Below are 21,006 nucleotides of genomic sequence, written 5' to 3'. Positions count from 1 at the left end.
CGTCAACGATCGCTATATGCTGGACCAATGATCGCGACCAGCGAAGATGTGGCCAGGCTTGCCGGCGTCTCGCGCGCCACCGTGAGCCAGATTCTCAATGGCCGCGGCGAGCGCTTCGCCAGCGAGACCAGGGAACGCGTCACGCAGGCCGCCGCCCAGCTCGAGTACCAGCCGTCGGCCGCAGCCCGGACGCTGGCCAAGGGCTCAAGCGACATCGTGATCGCGGTGATCCCGAACACCACATTCGGCGGCAATCTGCAGGACATCTTCCAGGCCGCCACCGAAGAACTCGCGTCGCGCGGGCTCACTCTGCTGTTGCACCTGTCAACGGATACGACCGCGCCCCTGGATCGCGTGATCACCGGCATGAAGCCCAGGGCAGTGATCTCACTCACCCCTTTCTCCCCCGCGGAACGTGACCTGCTCATCAGCCGCGGCGTGAAAGCGTTTGACCCTACATCGTCTGGCCAACGTGACGACCCCAACGTTCAGATCGGCGCCCTGCAGGCGCATCACCTCATCGACCGCGGATACACCCGTTTGGCTTTTGCCCACCTGCAGGATGCCAGGCAAGACCCCTTCGGCGAGAGCAGGGAAGAGGGCGTGCGGCGTGCCTCTGCGGATAGCGGCCTCCCGGAGCCCACGATCATTCGTCTCGGCATAGACCTGAACGACGCCCTCGATGCGGTTGACCACCTGGCCCTGCCCGGCATCGGGGTCGTCTGCTACAACGACGACGTTGCCACCACTCTGCTGTCTGCGGCGACCACTCGCGGCTGGACGGTCCCCGGTGATCTGGGCATCATCGGCATGGACAACACTCCCCTCTCAGCCGTGACGATCCCACCGCTCTCGACCGTTGGCTACGACTTGAAGGCCGCGGCCTACAACCTCATAACTGCGGCCTTGATCGGCATCGGGGAATCCGTGCCTGGCCGACAGCATGCCGACGCGCATTTCGCGCTCGTGCAGCGGAAGACCACCTAGCCCTAACTGCCAATACACCGTCGCCGTGATCAGCCGTCACCGTGCTCAGCCGTCGCGGCGCCCCGCGAACAGCACAACCAGCAGTGGAAGGATCGACCCGATCATCAGCACCGTGCCGAGCACCACATCGTCGGCACGAAGCACAGCACCACTGACGAGCAGTGCGCCGAACAGCACGGCCGCCACCAAGCGTCGCGCGATGCGCTCCAGTCGTGCGACGCGGCGCTCAAGGCGTGGGTTCGTTACCGCAACGGTGCCGTCCTCGATCCGGGTGACGAGCGCGTCGAGCCGCTTCGGGAGGCGCCACGCAACGCCGGCGATCTCAAGCGCCTGTTGTGCGACATCCGTCACGACGTTCCCCCGCTCGTCGCGCAGGAGCTGCGCCGCGTACGGCTCGATCGAGTCCCAGAGATTGAACTGGGGATCGAGAGCGCTGCAGACCCCTGAGGTCAGCGACATCGCCCGGATGATGAGCAGGAAATTCTCTGGGAGCTGGAACGGTAGCGAGCGGACCACCTCGCCGAACTGCTCGGCGAAGTCGCGGAACTCGCGCGGGTCAACGTCGCGCAGCTCGGCGAAGCCCATGCCGCCAAACCGGGCGAAGAGCTGAATCATCGCTCGTTCGAGCTCTGTCGTCTCGGCGGAAGGCAGTAGCACGCCGACGTCACGGATGGCATCCACCAGGCCTTTGCCGTCGCGTGAGGCAGCTGCAATGAGCAGTTTTCGGAGGCCCGTGCGTGTGCCGGTGGACACTTCGCCCATCATGCCGAAGTCGATGAACGTCAGCTTCCACGGCCGCCCGCCGGACTCGCCGGCGGCCGGGGCGACAGGGCTCACCGGGGTGACGAAGATGTTGCCGGGATGCGGGTCGGCGTGGAAGAAGCCGTTGGTGAACAGCTGGTCGAACATGACGGATGCGAACACCGGAGCCACTTCGGTCGGATCGATACCCGCAGCGCGGAGGGCCGCGCCATCGGTGATCTTGATGGCCGTCACGTCTTCGAGGGTGAGTACGCGCCGAGTCGTGCGCTCCCAGACCACGGCGGGCACCGCCACGCGGTCGTCACCGGCGAAATCTGCCGCGAAGCGCTCGGAACTTATCGCCTCGTGCAGGTAGTCAATCTCCTCGAGACTCGTCAGCGCGAACTCCTCAACCAGCGCTGGCATGTCGACACGGTCGGATACCAGCCGCACATGACTGAGCCACCCGCCCACCTTGCGCAATGCCGCGAGATCGACGTCGACGATCTCATCGATGCCCGGTCGCTGCACCTTGATCACCACTCCATCCAAGCCCGTCTCAGCTGCATCGACGGGGCCAAGCCGGGCGCGGTGAGCCTGGCCGAGGGATGCCGCAGCCACCGGTATCTCGTCGACCGTGGTGAACGCGCGCTCGAACGGCACGCCCAACTCCACCTCGGCGAGCGCGCGGATGGCCGGGAACGGCACCGGCGGCACCTCGTCCTGCAGCCCCTCGAGCTCGCTCGTGATCACGGGCGGCAGGATGTCGAGCCGCGACGACAGGAACTGGCCGACCTTGATCATCAGCCCGCCGAGGTCGACCGCGAGCAGGTGGAAGCGCTGGGCGAAGCGCAGCATCCGTTTGTCTCTGGTGCGCTCCGCGATCTTCGCGAGTCCGATGCGCGGAAGGAACAGCTCGTACCACCACGTCTGCGCCAGATTCCATCCGGCGAACCGCAGGATGCGGCGGTAGCGGGCGCGGGTGTCTCCAGCGCCGGGCATCGATTCCCCGGGGCCTCGACGACCCGACACCACCCGCGTCACTCCTGAGCGAGGATTGAGTAGAGCCGACGACGCGCTTCGTCGAGCACCGTCACAGCCTCTCGAATCTGTTGCGGAGATCCGGTTCGATTCACCTGCGCCGCCGCCTGGGCGAGCTCAATACCCGCTTTCGGCAGCGCGGTGAACTCGGGGGCGCCATCCGCTCCCGCGGTCTCCCACGGCGCCGACGCGCCGGTCGCAGAGGCCTCTTCGCGGCCTGCCTCGGTCAGTGCGTACGTCTTGCGACCGTTCGACTCCTCCGCTTTGATGAGCCCCTCGTCAGCCAGGAGCTGCAGTGTCGGATAGACCGAACCGGCGCTGGGCTTCCAGCTGCCGCCGCTTCGCTCCTCGATCTCGCGAATGATCTGGTAGCCATGCATCGGCTGCTCGGCGAGCAGCGCGAGCACCGCCGCGCGCACATCACCGCGGCCCATGCGGGAGCCCGCGCGCTTCTCGAATGTTGAGCGCAGCTGCTCCATCATCTGCCACACGCCCTCCCGAGGATTGCCGGCTCCAAACGCGCCGGTCGGGAACGAATTACCCATGATGACCTCCTCCGTGAACCGCGAACGATACTTAACGATATGTCGCGATGTGACGGTGCGATAGGGGCACTCCACATTCTCGCGCGTCGCTGCTAGTCGGGCTTGCGGGCGCTCCGTGGCCGTCTCGCGGTAAGAACGAACCCGAACCCCGCGAGCACGAAGAGGCTCCCCACGCGCAACGCGCCGCTGCTGTCAGCACCCGTGGCGGGCAGCCTGCCTGACCCGGTCGACCCCGCCGGCGCTGCGGGTCCTACTGACGAAGTCGGGGCGGGTGCCGCCGTCGGGGTTGCCGGCGGAGTCGGACTCGGCGTCGGGGTCGGAGTCGGGGTCGTTGCTGCCACCGTGATCGTGGCATCCGCTGGCGGCGATTCGACGGAGCCACCGTTGCCGGAAGCGACGGCGATGTTCGTCACCGTTCCCGCTGTCGCGTCGCTGTCGGTCACCACGTAGTTGCCGCGGCAGACAGTGCTGTTTCCGGGCGTTCCAGAGGCTGGGAGCGTATCGCTGTCGCAGGTGATGCCGGTGAGATGGTCGTCTCGTACGTCAATGCCGGTAATGGCGGTAGAGCCGGTGTTGGTGACCACATATTCGTAAGCCACGCTCTCGCCGACGTTGTAGGTGACTGTGGAGTCGACGTTCTTCTGCAACGCCAGAGTGATGGTGCCTCCCAGCGGCACATCAACCGACGATGGCGGCGAGGCGATGACTCCCGCTGGCCCCGTGCCTTCCGCGATTGCCGTGTTCGGGACGTACCCGCGTACGACGTCGGCTGCGGTGACCACATAGTCGCCAACGCACGTGATCGTCTGCCCAATGATCAGATCGGGAGACGGGCATGCGATCACGGGAACCAAGGGGTCGGTGACAGCGACATCCATCAGTGCAGACCCACCGCTATTGGTGACGACAAACTGGTACGGGATGGTCTGCCCCGCAAGGATCGGCTCCGGAGGCAGAGCGGATGCGTCCACCTGCTTGATGAGATCCAGCTGCGGCAGCGGGTCGAGAGCCTGGACGCGGACAGTGCGGATGAGGTGCACGTCGGTGAACCCCCCAGTGGATGCCGCGAAGCCGAACTTGTAGGTGGCGGGCACCGGTTGCGGTGCGGGGAAGGTGAGGACCTCCTGAGACCCGGTTCCGAAGTCGATGGAGACGGTCACCTGCGGATCGGGAACCGGCGTAATGACGATGGTCACCGTCCGTTTGGACGGCTGCAACAGCGCGGCGGCACCGGCAGCATCGGTCCCAGGCGGGAACGCGGTCAACGTGCCGTGCAATTGCCCGGGGAGTGTTGACGGCCACGGACTGGTCGTCGTGAAGTTCGAGGTCGTCGCATCGAGGAAGCAGTACCCGGTTACCCCGTCACCCGGTCCTCTGACGGTGACCATGTTCGCCCCTGGGCCGGGGATCCGAAACACCGTCCCCGCTGGAGAGGTCGTGGGGCAACCGGCGCCGCGTTGCTCCCAATCGCCGAAGTAGTTGCCGAGAACGTCGAGTCCGATGCCGAGGTAGCCGCCGTTCACGCCAGGGATCAAGGTGTTGGCCGGGTTGTTGTCGGGGAGTTTCTGCGCGTACCCGAGGCTGCCACCGAATGCGCCAGGCGCATCCAGGGTTGTTGCTCCGTCAACAAGGAAGAAAGATATGCCGTCAGCCGGCGCGGGAGTCTGGGTGCCGCCGTACTGCCACTGCTCGAAGCTGATCTCCATCCCGCTGGTCGCTGGCAATGGTTGCGCGTAGAGGACGGCTCCAGACTGATCGGTGGACGCGTCGGTAAGTTGCAGGAAGCCGTCGGGTGCTCCCCCGGCCGGTGGTACGGGGCCGACCGGTGTGTTGGAGCATCCGGTGAGTGCGTGGGCGCCCACAGGGAGGGACGCCACAGCCGGTGCGCCGGTCAGACAGGCGCTGCCATATCCTTCGAAGTCGGCAATCACGGTTGAGCCGGTGAAGTCCTCATCGACGAGTATCGGACCGGTAGCCTGGGCATTGGCGATGGACGCACCGCCGAGAGCGATTGCGGCGAACAGGAGCAGCGTCCCGGCCACGACGCTCGCGCGCCACGCCCCAGCACCCCGACCCTCATGACTTCGCGTCATGCGCACATGGTATGCGCATGCATGAGTAACGGACACCCTGCGGGCTACATTGCCGCGCCAGCACGATGGGCCCGTAACACGACTCGTCGATCACGATGTCGAATGCTTCGGCGCAGACGTGTTGCCAACACAGGTCGGCAGGATAAAGCTGACGATGGCGTTGAAGAAGGCCAGCACGGCTCTGCGCTGAGTTGTCGCGCTGAGTTGTCTGCGCTGAGGTGCCGGCCGATGCCGGGCATGATCCAGACTGACGATTTCGCGGCGAGCGGCCGAGAGCGCAGATCACCGTTTGGAGGTGATGTTGTGGCACCCAACGCTGAGGATGCGTCGCGACGGCAACAGTGGGAGAACAAGACCCAGACTCCCTTGCTGATCAGTTCGGCGTTCTTCCTGTTCGGCTATTCCCTGCTCATCCTCGCGCCCCAGCTGGGTATGGTGTGGCGCGTAATCGTGACAATTGCGCTCGGCGTCGTGTGGGCGGCGTACATCATTGACTTCGTCGTGCGGATATGGCTCACCCCGCACGGCCACCGGTTCGAGTTCATGCGGAAACACTCTGTGGACACTGTTTCGGTGGTGATTCCGTGGGTGCGGCCGTTCCAGCTGCTGCAATATCTGCCGCGCATCCGCTGGTTCAGTAATGCGAGCGGCGACTCGATCCGCTCACGGGTGGTGGTCACGGCCCTGGCGTACACGGCGCTGTTCGTCTACGTAATCTCGCTCGGTGTGCTCGCGGCTGAGCGCGGTGCCCCCAACGCGACAATCCGCACCTTCGGTGAGGCTATCTGGTGGGCATTCGTCACCGTGGCAACAGTCGGTTACGGTGACTTTGCTCCCGTCACCGTGGTCGGCAGGATGCTGGCGGTCGTGTTGATGGCCGGCGGTGTTGCAATCATCGGCACGGCCAGCGCCACCATCGTGTCGTTGCTGAACGAGCGCATCAAGCACGCGCACGAGCAACACGCGTACGAGACCGAACAGCTCGCCGCTGATCCCCCCGCCACTGACCAACCGATCACTGGAGAGTCGAATCGCCCAGCGCATCCACCGGTTGAGCCCGATCGGGAGGCGTGATGGCCGAGTCAGCGTCCGTGCAGCTGGGGACATTGTCACGATCCTGATCGACGCTGTAGCGTGACGCCATGCTGATCTTCTCAATGCACGTCTCTGTGGACGGCTTCATCACCGACCGCGACGGCGCATTCAGCTGGACAGAACCGAGCGAGGAGCAGTTTCGGTTCCACCTCGCGCAGACCCGCGAACTCGGCAGCTATCTGTGTGGCCGCCGGCTGTACGAGGCCATGCTGGTATGGGAAACGGATCCGTCGCTGCGCGACACCGAACTCCACGCCGCGTTCGCCGACGCATGGTGCGCTCTGCCGAAGGTTGTCTTCAGCCGCACGCTCGACAGCGTCCAGGGCAACGCTCGGCTCGCCACGGCGCCTCTGGCCGAGGAAGTTGCTGCGGCGCTCAATGCGACCGACAAGGACGTCTCGGTTGGCGGCGCAAACCTGGCCGCGCAAGCGATCGAGCTCGGGCTCATCGACGATCTGCGCATGTTCCGCCACCCGATCGTCGTTGGCGGCGGCATGCCCTTCCTGCCGCCGGTCACCACAGATCTTCGACTCGACCTGGTCGAGACCAGAACGTTCGGGCCCGTGATCTTCGAACGCTACGAACGCGCCCGCGACGAGTCGGACTGATACCGCCGCCCGCGCCTGAATGAGGCCAACGTCCACGTCATATCCGCTGCCATGAGCCGCAGCCAGCAGCTCTCGAGGCAGGCAGGCAGCTCGCGACAGTGCCGCCCACGTTCCCTGCGTTCCCTAAACTTGGTGGCATGAGTGTCGAGTTTTCCGTCCGTCCTGCGCAGCCAGCAGATGCCAAGGCGATGGCCGAAGTTCATGTCCAGTCGTGGCGAGAGACCTACCGTGACAATCTGATGACGGATGCCGTTCTGGACGACCCGGTGATTCAACCGAATCGCAGCCGATTCTGGACCGGTGCGCTGACAGACGAGCGGTGGGCGGCGAATCGAATCGCCGTGGCCGAGCACAACGGATCGCTGATCGGAATCGCGATGTCTGGCCCCGTCGATCACGAGCCCTGGTCGAAGCAGCTACACGTGTTATACGTGCTCAACGAGCACCATGGCAGCGGTGCTGGCAGGGAATTGTTGGATGCCGTCATCCACGAAGACGAGGACGCGGCACTGTGGGTCGGTGATCCGAATCCTCGGGCGCAGGCCTTCTATCGAAAGAACGGCTTCTCCCCCGACGGAACGGTGAAAGTTGACGACGGTGTGCGCGAGATCCGCATGACCCGCCTCACGGAGTAGAGCAACCTCTCCGCGCAGTCTGTCCCTTGTCTTTGCACGTTCCCCGGGCACGATGGGGCCATGAGCGCCAGAAAAGTCGTCGTGTGCGAGCTGCTGTCCCTCGATGGCGTCGCCGAGGCCCCCAATGTCTTCTTCACCGAATGGGACGACGAAGCGGATGCCGCCGGCGCCGCTTGGATTGCCACGCAAGATGCCGTCATCCTCGGCCGGCACAGCTATGACGAATGGGTGGGGTTCTGGCCTGGCAGCGAGATCGAGCCGTTCGCGACGTTCATCAACGCGGTCCCGAAGTACGTGGCGACATCCGCTCCCCTCCACCCAGAGTGGGCCAATGCGACGCCGATCGACGGTGAGCTGGTCGGCTTCGTGCGCGACCTGAAGAGCCAGCCCGGCGGCGATATCGGCGTGCACGGCAGTATCTCGGTCGCGCAGACGCTGCTGGCAGCCGGCCTGGTCGACGAACTCAGGCTCGTGATCGCGCCGACAATCGCGGGCGTCGGGCGGAAACTCCTGGTTGGGGTGCCGCCGATTCGTCTCGCCCCGATCCGAAGCGTGATCTCACCGTCTGGCTACCTGATTCTGGACTACCGCGTCATCGAGTAGGCGTCCCGCCTAACCGAGCCCGTCGCGGGAGTCGACTGTGGGCACAGTCGAGGGGTGGTTGCTCTTCCGGGCGAAGCCGGGAGTGGTCTCAGGCGTCCGGACTGCCTTGGCCGGGCAATCGTTGCTGGCCTGCAGCGTGGCGTCGCCCGAACATCCATCCGCCGCCGAATGAGAGCGATGCCACCCCGACAGCGAGCAACACGATCCCGATCTGACGCTGGGACGTCAACAGCTCGCCCGACGGAACGAAGGTCGTGTCGCTGAGCGGCGAGTAGGCGAACCAGCCGAAGCTCGCTTGTCCGCTGGGCACGAGAAGAAGTACCACTCCGATGACGGCCGCCACACTGCCGAGAACCACCATGAATATGCTTATCCACCGCGAGCGGCCTGCGCTGGCACCGCTGCCCTGCCCGATTTGTGTCTCCCCCATGCGGCCATGCTAACTGACCCGCTGAATCCACGCGGGGAGCACCAGTTCAACTCAGCCGGTATCGCTTGGCCGCTCCGGTTCAGCCGGTTCACCGATTCAGTCGGTTCGGTTCAGCCGGTTCGGTTCGGTTCAGCCGGTTCGGTTCAGCCGGTTCGGTTCAGCCGGTTCGGTTCAGCCGGTTCGCGGATGGTCGCGTTGATCGCGTCTATTGGCGAGTTGGTCTGCCATCCGGGTCGGGGACTTCGTTGCCACATGCCACCGTTGGTGTCCGTCCATCCAGATCGGGGCTTTCACCTGAGGCACCCCGTCGACCATCCGGATCTGCCACCCCGACCGGTGAATCGTGCGGTGATGGAACCAACACAGGGTCACGCCGTTACTCACCTCGGTCGGCCCACCGAGCGCAGCCGGGATCACGTGGTGGATCTCGGCCCACGCCGCCGGGCTCTGGCAACCGGGGATGATGCACCCGCCGTCACGAAGTGTGATTGCACGGCGCTGCTGGCCGGAGAAGCACCGGTCGGTGACCCCAAGTTCAATGATCTTGCCCTTCGCATTGATCGTCACCGGTTGCACTCCCCCGGCACACGCCATCTGCTCCACCGTCAGCATTGAAACGGGCGCCACTTGCCCATCAATGTGGCCGGCGCCCGTGCCGGCCAGGAGGTCTTCCTGCCGGACACTCACTAGGACGGTCGGGGCGGCCCCGCCGATCGAGGGTGCTTCGGCGCTTCGCGCGGCGGTGTCAACGACCATCGTGAACAGGTCGTGCCGTAGTTGGTCATTCGTACGGTCGTCACGCTCGAGCACGTCCCGGTCGATCTCTTGCTCCTGCTCCTCCGCGGTCAGAAACTTCACCTGCGCAGTCCGAGGCGACATATACGCATCCATCAGGCGCTGGAACTTCGCGGCCGTCTCCGGCATCAACGCACCCGACACGGGGATGAGACCATCACGCTCGGTCCCGAGCCGGAACCCGCGGTTCAACATCGCCCGCTTCTCATCGGGCTCCAGACCATCCGGGTCGATGAACGCCTTCCACACCTGCGCCTGCAGCAACGTCTCGTCGGCAGCCACCGGGATCGTGGGCTCGTCGTCCGGCCCGATCGGTTGCCCCGTCGCCGCAGCGACCAAGGCTTCCTCGGCAAGCTGGATCTGATCGACAGGGATCCGACCGCGCAACGGGCTGAGTGCCGCAATGATCACTTCGGCGCTGTCCCGGCCGAGCAGCCCGCTGGCTAGCCCGACCGCCACGGCCGGGAACTTCGCTGGGAACGCCGCCCCGTCCAACCCGTACTGGGTGCGGACGTGGTCACCCAACCGGATGCGCTTGGCGATGGTCTTCGCTGACACGCCTGTGAGCCGTTCCAGCAGTTCGGTGCCGCTGCGGCATCCGCGCTTGGACGAGAGCCGCTCAGAGACCTCCAGCGTCTTCCGCGACCGCTCCTCAATCTCCGCAGCGACCGCAACCTGGAACGCTTCCCCGCACCGGACAACCCGCTCGCCGGCCACGGCAAACTGCAGCAGCTCCTCATCGCTCGCACCACGGACCTTGGCACAGGGTTCGGTCGCCGTGAACTCATCGGGAAACGCCTGCAGAATGCCAATCGTGGTGCGGGATTCCTCATCTGTGAGCATAACTCAATAGTACAACTGTTCGATAGGAATGGCGAGCTTTTCTCATAACATGCGCGAATTTGTTCGAATTTCGGCTTAGCAAGTAAGCACGCGGTCGCCTCGCTCGCGAAGTCGGGCAATCTCCGGCACCAATGTCGCTGCTCAACCGCTCGCGGCATCCGTTGGAAAGCCCTTCGAATTGAGCAGACTATTCGTTCCCAGTGCAGAGTGTCCACGAGATGCCGAATGAGAGCGACGCCATCCCAACCATCACGAATGCTGCTCAGACGCTAGGACCCTTAGTGCAGCGGATGAGACAGCCACACCGCATGACTCACCCGTGCTGCAACAACGCCTGCAGCTGTTCGACGACCAGGTCGGGACGAGAAACGAACGGATGGTGCCCGACTGAAAGCTCGACAGAGCGTGTCGCCCGGTTCGCGTGGAAGCGTTGCAACTCCACCGACGTGCTGCGATCCTGCCCGCAGATGATGTACGTGGAATCGATCCCCTCCCAGCCGGCAGCACTCGTCGGGGTCATGAAGGCCCCGGCGGCCTGTGCCGTCACCCGCTCCCACGCCTGGCGCTGGGTCTGTTCGTCGGCGTCCTGAAGGAATCGAGCGCCGAACGAGGTTTCGTCGTAGCCAGACACGCTCAGCGTGCCGTCCCCATTGTCGCCAATGGACACCGGGTCGCTCTCACCGCTCATGAGCGCGCCCTGAGACTGTCCGATGTCGGGCAAATACGACGATACGTAGAGCAGGTGCGCAACCGCGGGATGCTGGCCTGCTTCGGCGATGACGGTGCCGCCGTAGGAGTGACCAACGACGATCGCGGAGTCGACATCGTCGAGTGCGCGGCGAAGGGCCAGTGCGTCAGCAACCAGGCCGCCGGAAACCTCCTCGGGCCCGGTCTCGCCACAGGAGGGCAGCAGAACGGCTCTGCTTTGGATTCCGGTGCGTTCCCGGAGCAGCTCCGCGGACCGCTGCCACCACCACTGCCCGTCACGCACTAAAGCACCGTGGACGAAGATCAGTTCCATTGAGGGTTCCTTCCGTTTCCGTGAACCGCACGCTCGTTCAGCCTGAGCGGAACGCTCTGATCGGGACGATGGCGCACGTTGACGGTATCGCTCCAGTGACAGTTACGTGAGAAATTCAGCTCACGGCAGCAAAAACTCATACTTCGCACGGGGCAATGGCGCTCGCGAAGCGGACAGCGAGCTACGGGCAGGTTTGCCAGAGCGGATGAGTCGCTCGCCGTGTACACCCGAAAGAGCGCCGAATCGGCGGCCCGGCTCAAAGCTCTCCGAGTTAGTCATTGCGCAGGGGCGACGAGGCTGTTAGTGTCGAACCGGTTCGATTCGAACCGGTTCGATAACTAGTCAACGGAGACCTTCATGGCGACAATCGGAGATGTAGCTCGCGCCGCGGGCGTGTCGCGGAGCACCGCGTCGTACGCGTTATCGGGCAAGCGTTCCATCTCCGCGGAAGTGCGCGCGAAAGTCGAACAGGCAGTTCGCAATTTGGGCTACACGCCGAACGCAGGAGCCAAGGCACTAGCGACCTCGCAGACGAAGGTGATCGGCCTGCTTGCTCGCTTTCTTGAGGATGAATTCGCTCCCGCGATGCTTCAGTACATCCTTGGAGTCACCAACCGTGCCCGTGAACGCGGATACGACACATTGCTTCTCACCGATGAAGACGGCGTCTCCGCGCTGAAGCGCATCTCAGATTCGCGGATGGTCGACGGCTTCATCCTGCTGAACGTCGCCGAAAATGACGACCGCCTCGGCATACTCCGCGATGCCGCCCAGCCTGGCTCCCTGGTGGGGCTCCCCGGCGATCCGACGGGCATCGACGCGTTCGACCTCGACTTCGTCGCTGCGGGACGTCTTATGGTCGAGACGCTGCAGGGTCTTGGCCACCGAAGCATGATCCTCGTCTCGCAACCTGAACATGTGCTCGAGCGCGGAGGAGCTTACGTCTGGCGTCTCGCAAACGCTGCGCAACAGCGCGCCGAGGAGCTCGGGGTGGAACTTCACCACCACTTTGCCTCGTCGAGTCAGCCGCAAATTGGGAGCGAACTTGCCGCACTGCTCGACGCCCATCCCTCCGCGACCGGCCTGCTCCTGAATAACGAGGCCGCAGCAGCTGCGCTGCCGAGCGTGCTCCAGGCTCGCGGTCTCTCCGCACCGGCCGACATCTCGGTCATCGGCCGCTATTCCGACGATTTCGCCCGCACGTTCTCGCTTCCATACTCAGCAATCGACAGCGCCGCCGACGAGCTCGGTCGCCGCGCGGTCGAGAGCCTGGTCTCACGCATCGAAGGCACTGCAGATGCGGAATCAACCGTCGTAGATCTGATCGCACCCAGGATCGACGATCGCGGCAGTACTGCGGTACCGCCAACCCGCCACTGACACACCAAGAGACCCGGGACCCCGGGCATGTTCAAGGAGGAACACATGATCACCAAGAAGCTTCGAGCGCCGATCGTCGTCGCCATCGCAGCACTCGCCGTCGGCACCCTCGCCGGCTGCTCTGGCTCGAACGGTGCCTCGTCAACCGACGCCGCCGGCACCTACTCCTGGTGGGACCCGTACCCCCAGCACGAAGAAGGCTCCGACTGGGCGAACCGCGTGCAAGCCTGTGGCACCGACGCCGGAGTCACGATCAAGCGCACTGCTTACGACACGACGTCCCTGACGAACCAGGCTCTCCTGTCCGCCCAAGAGGGCACGTCCCCCGACGTCATTCTCCTCGACAACCCAGCTGTCTCCACGTTGGCCGACACAGGGATGCTCACGACCACCGACGAGCTCGGGCTCGACACATCAGGAGTCGACGCGAACCTGCTCGCCGCAGGCGAACTCGATGATGAGGACTATGGCGTGCCTGTCGGGGCGAACACCCTCGCCTTGTACTACAACACCGACATCCTGACGGCTGCCGGCGTCGACCCTGCCTCAATTACCAGCTGGGCCTCGTTGACCGACGCCCTGGCCAAGGTGACGGCGGCCGGACACAAGGGCATCACCTTCGCGGGCATCAACACCGAAGAAGGATCCTTCCAGTTCCTCCCGTGGTTCTGGGGCGCCGGCGCCGACCTCACCGAGCTCGACTCGCCAGAGGCCGTCCAGGCACTCCAGTTATGGACCGACTGGGTGAACAAGGGCTACGCCCCGCAGTCTGTGATCGGCAACTCGCAGAACACCAGCTGGGAGGAGTTCATCACCGGTGACTTCGCATTCGCTGAGAACGGCACCTGGCAGGTCAACAGCGCCGCCGAGCAGTCCTTCCCCACCGGCGTCATCGAGCTGCCGGCAGTCGACTCCGGCGTAGCACCGGCCCCCACCGGAGGCGAATTCATCACTGCACCGGTGCAGAAGGACACCGCCCGCTATGAGACGACGAAGAAGATCATCGACTGCATGACGACGCCGGAAGGTTTCGTCGAGACGGCCAACACCTTCGCCTACTACATCCCGCCGACCAGCGAGGGTCAGGACCAGCTGCTCGAAGAGCACCCGGAACTCGGCACCTGGGTCTCGGCCGTGCAGGCCGCGAAGGGACGCACCAGCGACAACCTGGGCACCAACTACCCGCTGATCTCAGAGCAGCTCTGGACCGCCGTGCAGAGCGCGATCTCCGGGGCTTCCTCGCCGCAGGACGCGCTGGCCGCAGCTCAGCAAGCCGCATCCGCAGCGACCGACGGCAAGTGACCCGAGGTTCCGGGGCGGGCCTGCCCGCCCCGGAACCCCTGATGAAGGACATGTGATGACGATCTCAACGGCGCCGTTGGCGCCGCCGACACCCAAGCTGACCACAGTCCCCCGGCCCCCGGCACGGCGACGGCGGTCCGGGCTGAGCGGCTCCCGCTGGGTCGCGGCGGCCTTCGCCGCTCCCCTGCTGGTCTACCTGGCCGCGTTCTACGCGTATCCCCTGATCCGCAGCATCGACCTCAGCATCCATGACTACACCGTGCGCGCTTTCGTGCAGGGCAACGCGGAATTCGTGGGCTTGAAGAACTACATCGACGTCGTTTCGTCGCCGCTGTTCAGCCAGGCCCTCTGGAACACCGCGGTGTTCGTCGTGGGCTCGCTGATCTTCCAGTATGCGATCGGGCTGGCACTAGCCGTGTTCTTCCGCAACAACTTCCGGTTGAGCGGCATCCTGCGGGCCCTTTTTCTGGTGCCATGGCTGCTGCCGTTGATCGTCTCAGGGTCAACATGGGCGTGGATGCTCAACAGTGACAACGGCATCGTCAACTCGGTCCTGCATGCGTTCGGAATCGGCCAAATCAACTGGCTCACGTCGCCCGATACGTCGATGCTCGCCGTGGTCATCGCCAACATCTGGCTCGGCATCCCCTTCAACCTCGTCATCCTCTACTCCGGTCTGCAAAACATCTCCGGAGACGTGTACGAGGCGGCCTCCTTGGACGGCGCCGGCCCATGGCGGCAATTCTGGAGCATTACTTTTCCACTGCTGCGGCCGGTCTCTGCAATCACATTGCTCCTCGGGCTCGTCTACACCCTGAAGGTGGTCGACATCATCTGGATCATGACCAACGGCGGCCCCGCGAACTCCACCACTACGTTGGCGATCTGGTCGTATCGCGAAGCATTCGGCACCGGCCAGCCCGACCTCTCGCCGGCTGCCGCCGTCGGCAACATCCTCATCGTCATCGCGCTGATCTTCGGGTTCCTTTACCTGCGGATGCAGCGACGTCAGGAGAACTCATGACCGCCCGCCGATCGTGGTGGAAGACCGCCCTCGGAGTCGTCCTCACCGCCCTGATGCTCTTCCCCGTCTACTGGATGGTGAACGTCTCGTTCACCAAGACCCAGGACCTCAGGCTCAGTCCACCCCACCTCTTCCCGGTGGACCCGACCTTGGACGGATACACCGAGGTGCTTCGGCAGCAGCTGCCGAACCTCGGCACCAGCCTGCTCATCGCGTTAGGGTGCGTCGCGCTCACCGTGGTGATCGCGGCCCCGGCAGGCTATGCGATCGCTCTCCTGAACCTCCGAGGCGGGCGCACGCTGAACTTTGTGCTGCTCGTGGCGCAGATGATCCCTGGCGTGGTGATGGCCATGGGGTTCTATGCGATCTACGTACGGCTGGGTCTGCTCAACAGCATCGGCGGTCTCATACTGGCCGACTCAACCATCGCCATCCCGTTCGGGGTGCTGCTGTTCACCGCCTTCATGAGCGGCCTGCCCGGTGAGCTGCTGCAAGCGGCACGGATGGATGGCGCCGGCGCCTGGCGCACCTTCACGTCGATCGTGCTGCCGCTCGGCCGCAACTCGGCGTTGACGGTGGCGTTGTTCGCCTTCCTGTGGGCGTGGTCTGACTTCGTGTTCGCCTCGACCCTTGCGCGGAACTCGGTGTTGAAGCCGGTCACCCTCGGCATCTACTCCTACATCGGTAACAACACAACGCAATGGAACGCCATCATGGCCACAGCTGTGGTCGCCTCGATCCCGGCAGCGGTCCTGCTTATCGTCGCCCAGCGCTACGTCGCAGCCGGTGTCACCGCCGGCGCAGTGAAGGACTAAGAACGTGACTCTTCCTGCACCGAACGCCCTGTCGGCGTTTGCTCCCCGTCGGCCGACTGCTGTGCCCGTGGCACCGTCTGCAGGAGCACGCCATGGCGTGGGCGTCACCGATGTAAGCCTGAGCCCGGCCGGCTTCTGGGGCAGTCGGCAGAACGTCAACGCAGACGCCACCCTCGGGCACTGCCTCGAGTGGATGGAGCGCCTGGGGTGGATCGAGAACTTCGATCGCATCGCGCGCGGCGAGACCACGCGGGACAGGCCTGGATGGCAGTTCTCAGATTCGGAGATCTACAAACTTCTGGAGGGGATGGCCTGGGAGCTGGGCCGCAGCTACAACGCCGCACTGGCAGCGACTTTCGATGCACTGGTCGAGCGCATCGGCGCGGCGCAGGACGACGACGGCTACCTCAACACCGCTCACGGACATCCCGGGCTCCCGCCTCGCTATTCCGACCTGGCGATGGGTCACGAGCTTTACAACATCGGCCACCTGTTGCAAGCCGCCGTCGCACGGCTCCGCACCGGCCATGACGACCGGCTCGTGCACATCGCTCGGCGAGCGGCCGACCAGATCTGTGAAGAATTCGGAGCGACCGGCCGCGAAGCGGTCTGCGGTCACCCCGAGATAGAGGTGGCGCTCGTCGAGGCGGGGCGCGCATTCGGCGAGCACCGCTACCTCGAACAGGCACGCCTGTTCATCGAACGCCGGGGCCGCGGCACCCTGCCAGTGCGGCCGCTTCTGTCAGCGGAATACTTTCAGGACGACATCCCGGTGCGAAACGGCACCGTGCTGCGTGGGCACGCCGTCAGGGCCCTGTATCTCTCAGCCGGCGCTGTCGACGTGGCCACCGAGACCGGAGACGACGATTTGCTCGACGCCGTCGCACGACAGTGGGAACACACGGTCGCTCGACGCACCTACCTCACCGGCGGCATGGGCTCCCGGCATCAGGATGAAGGCTTCGGTGGCGACTGGGAGCTTCCCTCCGATCGCGCCTACTGCGAGACCTGCGCTGGCGTGGGATCGATCATGCTGGCCTGGCGGCTCTACCTGGCGACGGGAGATGTGCGCTATCCGGATCTCATCGAGCGAACCCTCTTCAATGTCGTCGCCACCTCGCCAAGTGAAGACGGCCGATCGTTCTTCTACGCCAACCCACTGCAACAACGGGAAGCCGGGGCTGCCGCGAGCGACGGCGTGAACAACCGGGCTGAGGGCGGGGTGCGGGCTCCCTGGTTCGACGTCTCCTGCTGTCCGACAAACGTCGCCCGCACTCTCGGTTCGCTCGGCTCCTATCTGGCATCCGTCGACGACGAGGGGATCGCAGTTCTCCAGTACGCGGCGGGCGAGATCCGCGCGGGCGCTTTCGTGCTCCAGATCGAGACTCTGTACCCCGACGCTGGGACGATCGCCGTGAGGGTGCTGGATGCCCCGTCGACCGAAGCACGACTCCGGCTGCGCATCCCCGGGTGGGCGGATGCCGCCACAGTGAGACTGAACGGCGGCGACCCGACGATCGCCACCCCCGGATGGGCAGACATCCGGCGGTCGTTCCAGAGCGGTGACCTGGTTACCCTCGAACTGCCTGTTGCCCCGCGGCTGACCTGGCCCGACCCGCGCATTGACGCCGTGCGCGGCACTGTCGCCGTCGAACGCGGGCCGCTCGTCCTGTGCCTGGAGTCGACGGATCTGCCCGCCGGCATCGACCTCGACCGAATACGGCTCGTTCCCGACGCGGGTCTGCGTGCACACGGCGACGGGGCACTGGCCCACGGCACACTCAGCGACGTGCCGGAAAGCTCCGAGCCCCTTCCTTACCGAGCCAATCGGCCACAGCCCGCTGAGCCGCGACCGATCGAACTTACCCTCGTGCCCTACCACCGCTGGGCGCAGCGCCGCCCATCCACGATGCGTATCTTCCTTCCGGTGACCGGCTGACACTCGCCGGCTCGACCCACGAGCGCCCCGCCACTCATCGCACTATCACGCAAAGGAGCATGACGATATGAGCCCCCATTCATCCACGGCACGAAGGGGACGCGGCTTAAGAGCCACTTCGGTCCTCACCGCCCTGGCGGCCACCATCGCGGGTGCGGCTATCAGCGCCCCCACCGCCCAAGCCGCCCCCACCGCAGCGAACACTCTGGTGGTGCACGCCGACCAGCCGTTCCGGCCGGCTACCCACATGGCATCGGGCAGCCTCTATGGCATCGCCGACGCCGATTCACCCTCCAGCGAGCTGATCTCGGCGATCAAACCGCACACCTTCATCCAGATGCCCTTCGGCGGCAAGCAGCAGCCCACAGGCGATATCGGCGACACCTGGCAGGTCGCGGCCGACCACGGCGCGAACGTTGTTATCCGACTCTCCGACTACTACGCCGGTTGGCCGTATCAATTTGATTGGGCAACCTGGGACCAGATGGTCACCGATCAAGTTCGTCAGGCCAAGGAATCTGGCATGACAAACCTCGCTGCCTGGGCGCCGTGGAATGAGTCGACCGGAACGTGGAACGCCGCGAAGAACGGATCGTTCGAAGACTTTTGGGTGCACACCTACCGACTCATCCGCAGCCTCGACCCCGACACTCCGATCCAGGGTCCGAGCTACTCTGACGACATTTCCGAAGCCCGGCAGTTCTTCACCGTGGCGAAAGCCACCGACACCATCCCCGACATCCTGGCGTGGCACGAGCTGATCCGATCGTCGAAAATCGTCGGCGACCTCGCGACGATCAATGGCATCCTGAGCGACTTGGGCATCGAGGAACGGCCGATCTCCATCGAGGAGTACGCAGCACCTGCGGAGGCCGGTATCCCCGGGGCGCTGATCGGCTACGTCGCAAAGTTCGAGCGGCTCGGCATCCACGACGCCGAACTGCCGTTCTGGAACCAGTCCGGCACGCTCGGCGACCTGCTGACGAAGCGCGACGGAGTTCCGAACGGCGCCTATTGGATGTACACCTGGTACGCCGATATGAGCGGCGATATGGTCACGACCACCCCGCCGGGGAACACCAGCTTCGACGCGGCCGCCTCCGTGTCAGACGACAAAAACCAAGTCGAGATCATCACCGGCGGCAACAGCGGCGCGACCGCCATCACCGTCGACGGGCTCGACACACTCCCGGTCGCCTCAAGCGGAAGCGTGAACGTCAAGCTGGAGTACACGCCAAGTTACGGTCGGACCGTCGCCGTCGACGGACCCATCACCGTCTCCACGACGACGTACACGGTCGGTGCCGACGGATCGATCAGCGTGCCGATCACAATGAACCCCGCGTACGGGTACCACATCGTCGTGACGCCTGCCAGCGGGTCCGACGACCTGAGCGGCGCCTACACCGTCACGAACGTGAACAGCGGCCTTGCACTGGACACCGCTGACGCGGCCCCGGCAGCGGGCACCCTGGTGAAACAGCACACTGCGGCGAGCAGCAGCAGCCAGACTTGGAAACTGGTCTCGGCCGGGTCGGGCCTGTACAAGATCGTGAACAGCTCCAGTGGGCTTGTTCTTGCCATGCAGACCGTCGACACAAAGAACAACACCAAGGTTGTGGTCGCTGCCGATGCCGGTACCGACGACCAGCTGTGGCAGCCGATTCCAGATGGGAAGGGCTCCTACCGGTTCGGCAACTACGCCACGGGCCGCGTGCTCGCGGTCGCGGGCATGAGCATTGACGACGGCGCACAGGTGGTGCAGTGGCTGGACGGGAACCCGTCGTCGAGCTGTACCGCCGCTGGGCCGCGCCAGCCAGGGAAGCTGGGGAATGCCGTGAATTTCTGCGGCACCAGCGCCTATGTGGCACTCCCCACCGGGGCCGTGAGCGGCCTGACGGGCGACTTCAGTGTGTCGACGTGGGTGAATCCCGCATCAAACGGCACCTGGCAACGCGTGTTCGACATCGGCACGGGCAGCCAGAAGAGCATGTTCCTGACCCTGAACGACGGGTCCAAAGTGCGCTTCGTCATCACGACCAACGGGGCAGGCGGCGAGCAGCGGCTCGTGAGCAGTTCGGGGAGCCTGCCGCTGAATCAGTGGTCTCTGGTCACCGTCACGGTGTCGGGCACGACGGGCAAGCTCTACGTGGGCAATCAGCTCGTGGCGACCAACACAAGCATGACCGTGCATCCGTCGGACTTCGGGCAGAGCACGCAGAACTATCTCGGCAAGTCGCAGTACTCGTCTGACCCTGCCTACAACGGCCTGATCGACGACTTCAACATCTACAACCGTGCCCTGTCCGCTGATGAGATTCTGAACCTCTCCACTGGCGTCGCAGGCACCGGCAACGTGGTGAAGTACAGCTTCGATGAGAACACCGGCGCCACCGTGCCGGACTCCTCCGGCACTGGCCGCAACGGGACGATCGTGAACGGAGACACTGCAGGCAGTGGCACCAACGCAACCACAACGTCGACGGACGCGCAGACCGCGGATCATTTCTGGAAGCTCTCCCCCGTGGTGATCGAGACGCCCGACATCGAGAAGCCGGATGCGGTTCTGGTAACACCCACCGCTGCCGGCCCGTTCTCATCGTTGGCGCTGCAGGTAGATGCCAGTGACGATCGCGGTCTGAAGCGGATTGTGGCGAACATCTACAAGGACGGCAAGCTCGTCAAGAGCACACAGTCCGCGGTCGCCGACGGGGCGCTCACCGGGTCCCACCAGTCGACGGTACAGCTGCCAGACGGCGCATACACGATCAAGTACAACGCCGAAGACCTGGCCGGCAACATCGCGCGGACGGGCACGTTCGCCGTGACTCTCGACGCCACGGCCCCGACCGCGACGGTCAAGACCGGAGACATGTTCACGCGCGGAGCAGACGGTGTCTACGACCTCGTCAGCTACAAGCTGAACGATGCCGGGCTGATCGACAAGGTGACCATCAACGGCGTCGTGAAGGATCTGACGGACAACGCCTGGTCTGACGTCAATTTCATCAAGCCGGGAGTGTTCGGTGCGGTCACGGGCGCCAACACGTTGGTCGTCTACGACGTGGCTGGAAATGCGACGACGATCCAGTTCTCGCTGAACTGATCA

Annotated in this window: 17 protein-coding genes; 11 read left to right on the top strand and 6 right to left on the bottom strand. The window is 64.7% G+C overall.

What is annotated here, in order from left to right; all coding sequences use genetic code 11:
• Positions 1–27: 27 nt before the first annotated feature.
• Entirely contained in the window at positions 28–987 is a 960-nt protein-coding gene (locus tag AC25Y4_RS15620) for a LacI family DNA-binding transcriptional regulator (RefSeq protein ID WP_488121354.1), read from the top strand.
• A 45-nt stretch (positions 988–1,032) separates the two neighbouring features.
• Here the strand turns inward: AC25Y4_RS15620 and AC25Y4_RS15615 are convergent, their stop codons facing one another.
• The 3 genes from AC25Y4_RS15615 to AC25Y4_RS15605 all read right to left on the bottom strand — a co-directional run bounded on the left by AC25Y4_RS15615 (position 1,033) and on the right by AC25Y4_RS15605 (position 5,407).
• The gene (locus tag AC25Y4_RS15615; protein WP_488121353.1) at positions 1,033–2,730 is read right to left on the bottom strand and encodes an ABC1 kinase family protein; all 1,698 of its coding nucleotides are present in this window, start codon (positions 2,728–2,730) and stop codon (positions 1,033–1,035) included.
• 38 nt (positions 2,731–2,768) lie between these two features.
• Positions 2,769–3,314: a PadR family transcriptional regulator gene (locus AC25Y4_RS15610; RefSeq protein WP_488121352.1), complete on the bottom strand. Its 546-nt coding sequence runs from the start codon at positions 3,312–3,314 to the stop codon at positions 2,769–2,771.
• 92 nt (positions 3,315–3,406) lie between these two features.
• Positions 3,407–5,407, bottom strand: a complete 2,001-nt coding sequence (locus AC25Y4_RS15605) for a DUF7507 domain-containing protein (protein WP_488121351.1) — start codon at positions 5,405–5,407, stop codon at positions 3,407–3,409.
• A gap of 303 nt (positions 5,408–5,710) precedes the next feature.
• Between AC25Y4_RS15605 and AC25Y4_RS15600 the strand changes: the two genes are divergently transcribed.
• The 4 genes from AC25Y4_RS15600 to AC25Y4_RS15585 all read left to right on the top strand — a co-directional run bounded on the left by AC25Y4_RS15600 (position 5,711) and on the right by AC25Y4_RS15585 (position 8,348).
• Complete coding sequence (locus AC25Y4_RS15600) at positions 5,711–6,481, top strand: potassium channel family protein (protein WP_488121350.1); 771 nt, start codon at positions 5,711–5,713, stop codon at positions 6,479–6,481.
• A 68-nt stretch (positions 6,482–6,549) separates the two neighbouring features.
• Positions 6,550–7,110, top strand: coding sequence for a dihydrofolate reductase family protein (locus AC25Y4_RS15595; RefSeq protein WP_488121349.1), 561 nt, complete (start codon positions 6,550–6,552; stop codon positions 7,108–7,110).
• A gap of 137 nt (positions 7,111–7,247) precedes the next feature.
• Positions 7,248–7,745: an N-acetyltransferase family protein gene (locus AC25Y4_RS15590; RefSeq protein WP_488121348.1), complete on the top strand. Its 498-nt coding sequence runs from the start codon at positions 7,248–7,250 to the stop codon at positions 7,743–7,745.
• A gap of 60 nt (positions 7,746–7,805) precedes the next feature.
• Positions 7,806–8,348, top strand: coding sequence for a dihydrofolate reductase family protein (locus AC25Y4_RS15585; protein WP_488121347.1), 543 nt, complete (start codon positions 7,806–7,808; stop codon positions 8,346–8,348).
• Between the two features lie 88 nt (positions 8,349–8,436).
• Here the strand turns inward: AC25Y4_RS15585 and AC25Y4_RS15580 are convergent, their stop codons facing one another.
• The 3 genes from AC25Y4_RS15580 to AC25Y4_RS15570 all read right to left on the bottom strand — a co-directional run bounded on the left by AC25Y4_RS15580 (position 8,437) and on the right by AC25Y4_RS15570 (position 11,437).
• The gene (locus AC25Y4_RS15580) at positions 8,437–8,778 is read right to left on the bottom strand and encodes a hypothetical protein (RefSeq protein ID WP_488121346.1); all 342 of its coding nucleotides are present in this window, start codon (positions 8,776–8,778) and stop codon (positions 8,437–8,439) included.
• A gap of 171 nt (positions 8,779–8,949) precedes the next feature.
• Positions 8,950–10,416 (bottom strand): HNH endonuclease signature motif containing protein, encoded by a 1,467-nt coding sequence (locus AC25Y4_RS15575; RefSeq protein ID WP_488121345.1) that lies wholly within the window; start codon positions 10,414–10,416, stop codon positions 8,950–8,952.
• A 313-nt stretch (positions 10,417–10,729) separates the two neighbouring features.
• On the bottom strand, positions 10,730–11,437 hold the full coding sequence (locus tag AC25Y4_RS15570; RefSeq protein WP_488121344.1) for an alpha/beta hydrolase: 708 nt from the start codon (positions 11,435–11,437) through the stop codon (positions 10,730–10,732).
• Between the two features lie 357 nt (positions 11,438–11,794).
• Between AC25Y4_RS15570 and AC25Y4_RS15565 the strand changes: the two genes are divergently transcribed.
• The 6 genes from AC25Y4_RS15565 to AC25Y4_RS15540 all read left to right on the top strand — a co-directional run bounded on the left by AC25Y4_RS15565 (position 11,795) and on the right by AC25Y4_RS15540 (position 21,003).
• Positions 11,795–12,817 carry a LacI family DNA-binding transcriptional regulator gene (locus AC25Y4_RS15565; protein WP_488121343.1) on the top strand — a complete coding sequence of 341 codons (1,023 nt, stop codon included), beginning with the start codon at positions 11,795–11,797 and terminating at the stop codon, positions 12,815–12,817.
• A gap of 45 nt (positions 12,818–12,862) precedes the next feature.
• Positions 12,863–14,119: a sugar ABC transporter substrate-binding protein gene (locus AC25Y4_RS15560; protein ID WP_488121342.1), complete on the top strand. Its 1,257-nt coding sequence runs from the start codon at positions 12,863–12,865 to the stop codon at positions 14,117–14,119.
• Positions 14,120–14,174: 55 nt separating this feature from the next.
• Entirely contained in the window at positions 14,175–15,143 is a 969-nt protein-coding gene (locus AC25Y4_RS15555) for a carbohydrate ABC transporter permease (protein WP_488121341.1), read from the top strand.
• Positions 15,140–15,958 (top strand): carbohydrate ABC transporter permease, encoded by an 819-nt coding sequence (locus AC25Y4_RS15550; protein ID WP_488121340.1) that lies wholly within the window; start codon positions 15,140–15,142, stop codon positions 15,956–15,958. The genes AC25Y4_RS15555 and AC25Y4_RS15550 overlap by 4 nt, the downstream gene beginning before the upstream one ends.
• 4 nt (positions 15,959–15,962) lie before the next feature.
• Positions 15,963–17,897: a glycoside hydrolase family 127 protein gene (locus AC25Y4_RS15545; protein ID WP_488121339.1), complete on the top strand. Its 1,935-nt coding sequence runs from the start codon at positions 15,963–15,965 to the stop codon at positions 17,895–17,897.
• A 67-nt stretch (positions 17,898–17,964) separates the two neighbouring features.
• Entirely contained in the window at positions 17,965–21,003 is a 3,039-nt protein-coding gene (locus AC25Y4_RS15540; protein WP_488121338.1) for a LamG-like jellyroll fold domain-containing protein, read from the top strand.
• Positions 21,004–21,006 lie beyond the last annotated feature (3 nt).

This window comes from Leifsonia sp. Y878 (assembly GCF_057669685.1).
Note: the sequence above shows the minus strand (reverse complement) of the source record. Positions and strands in the feature narration are given on the sequence as shown.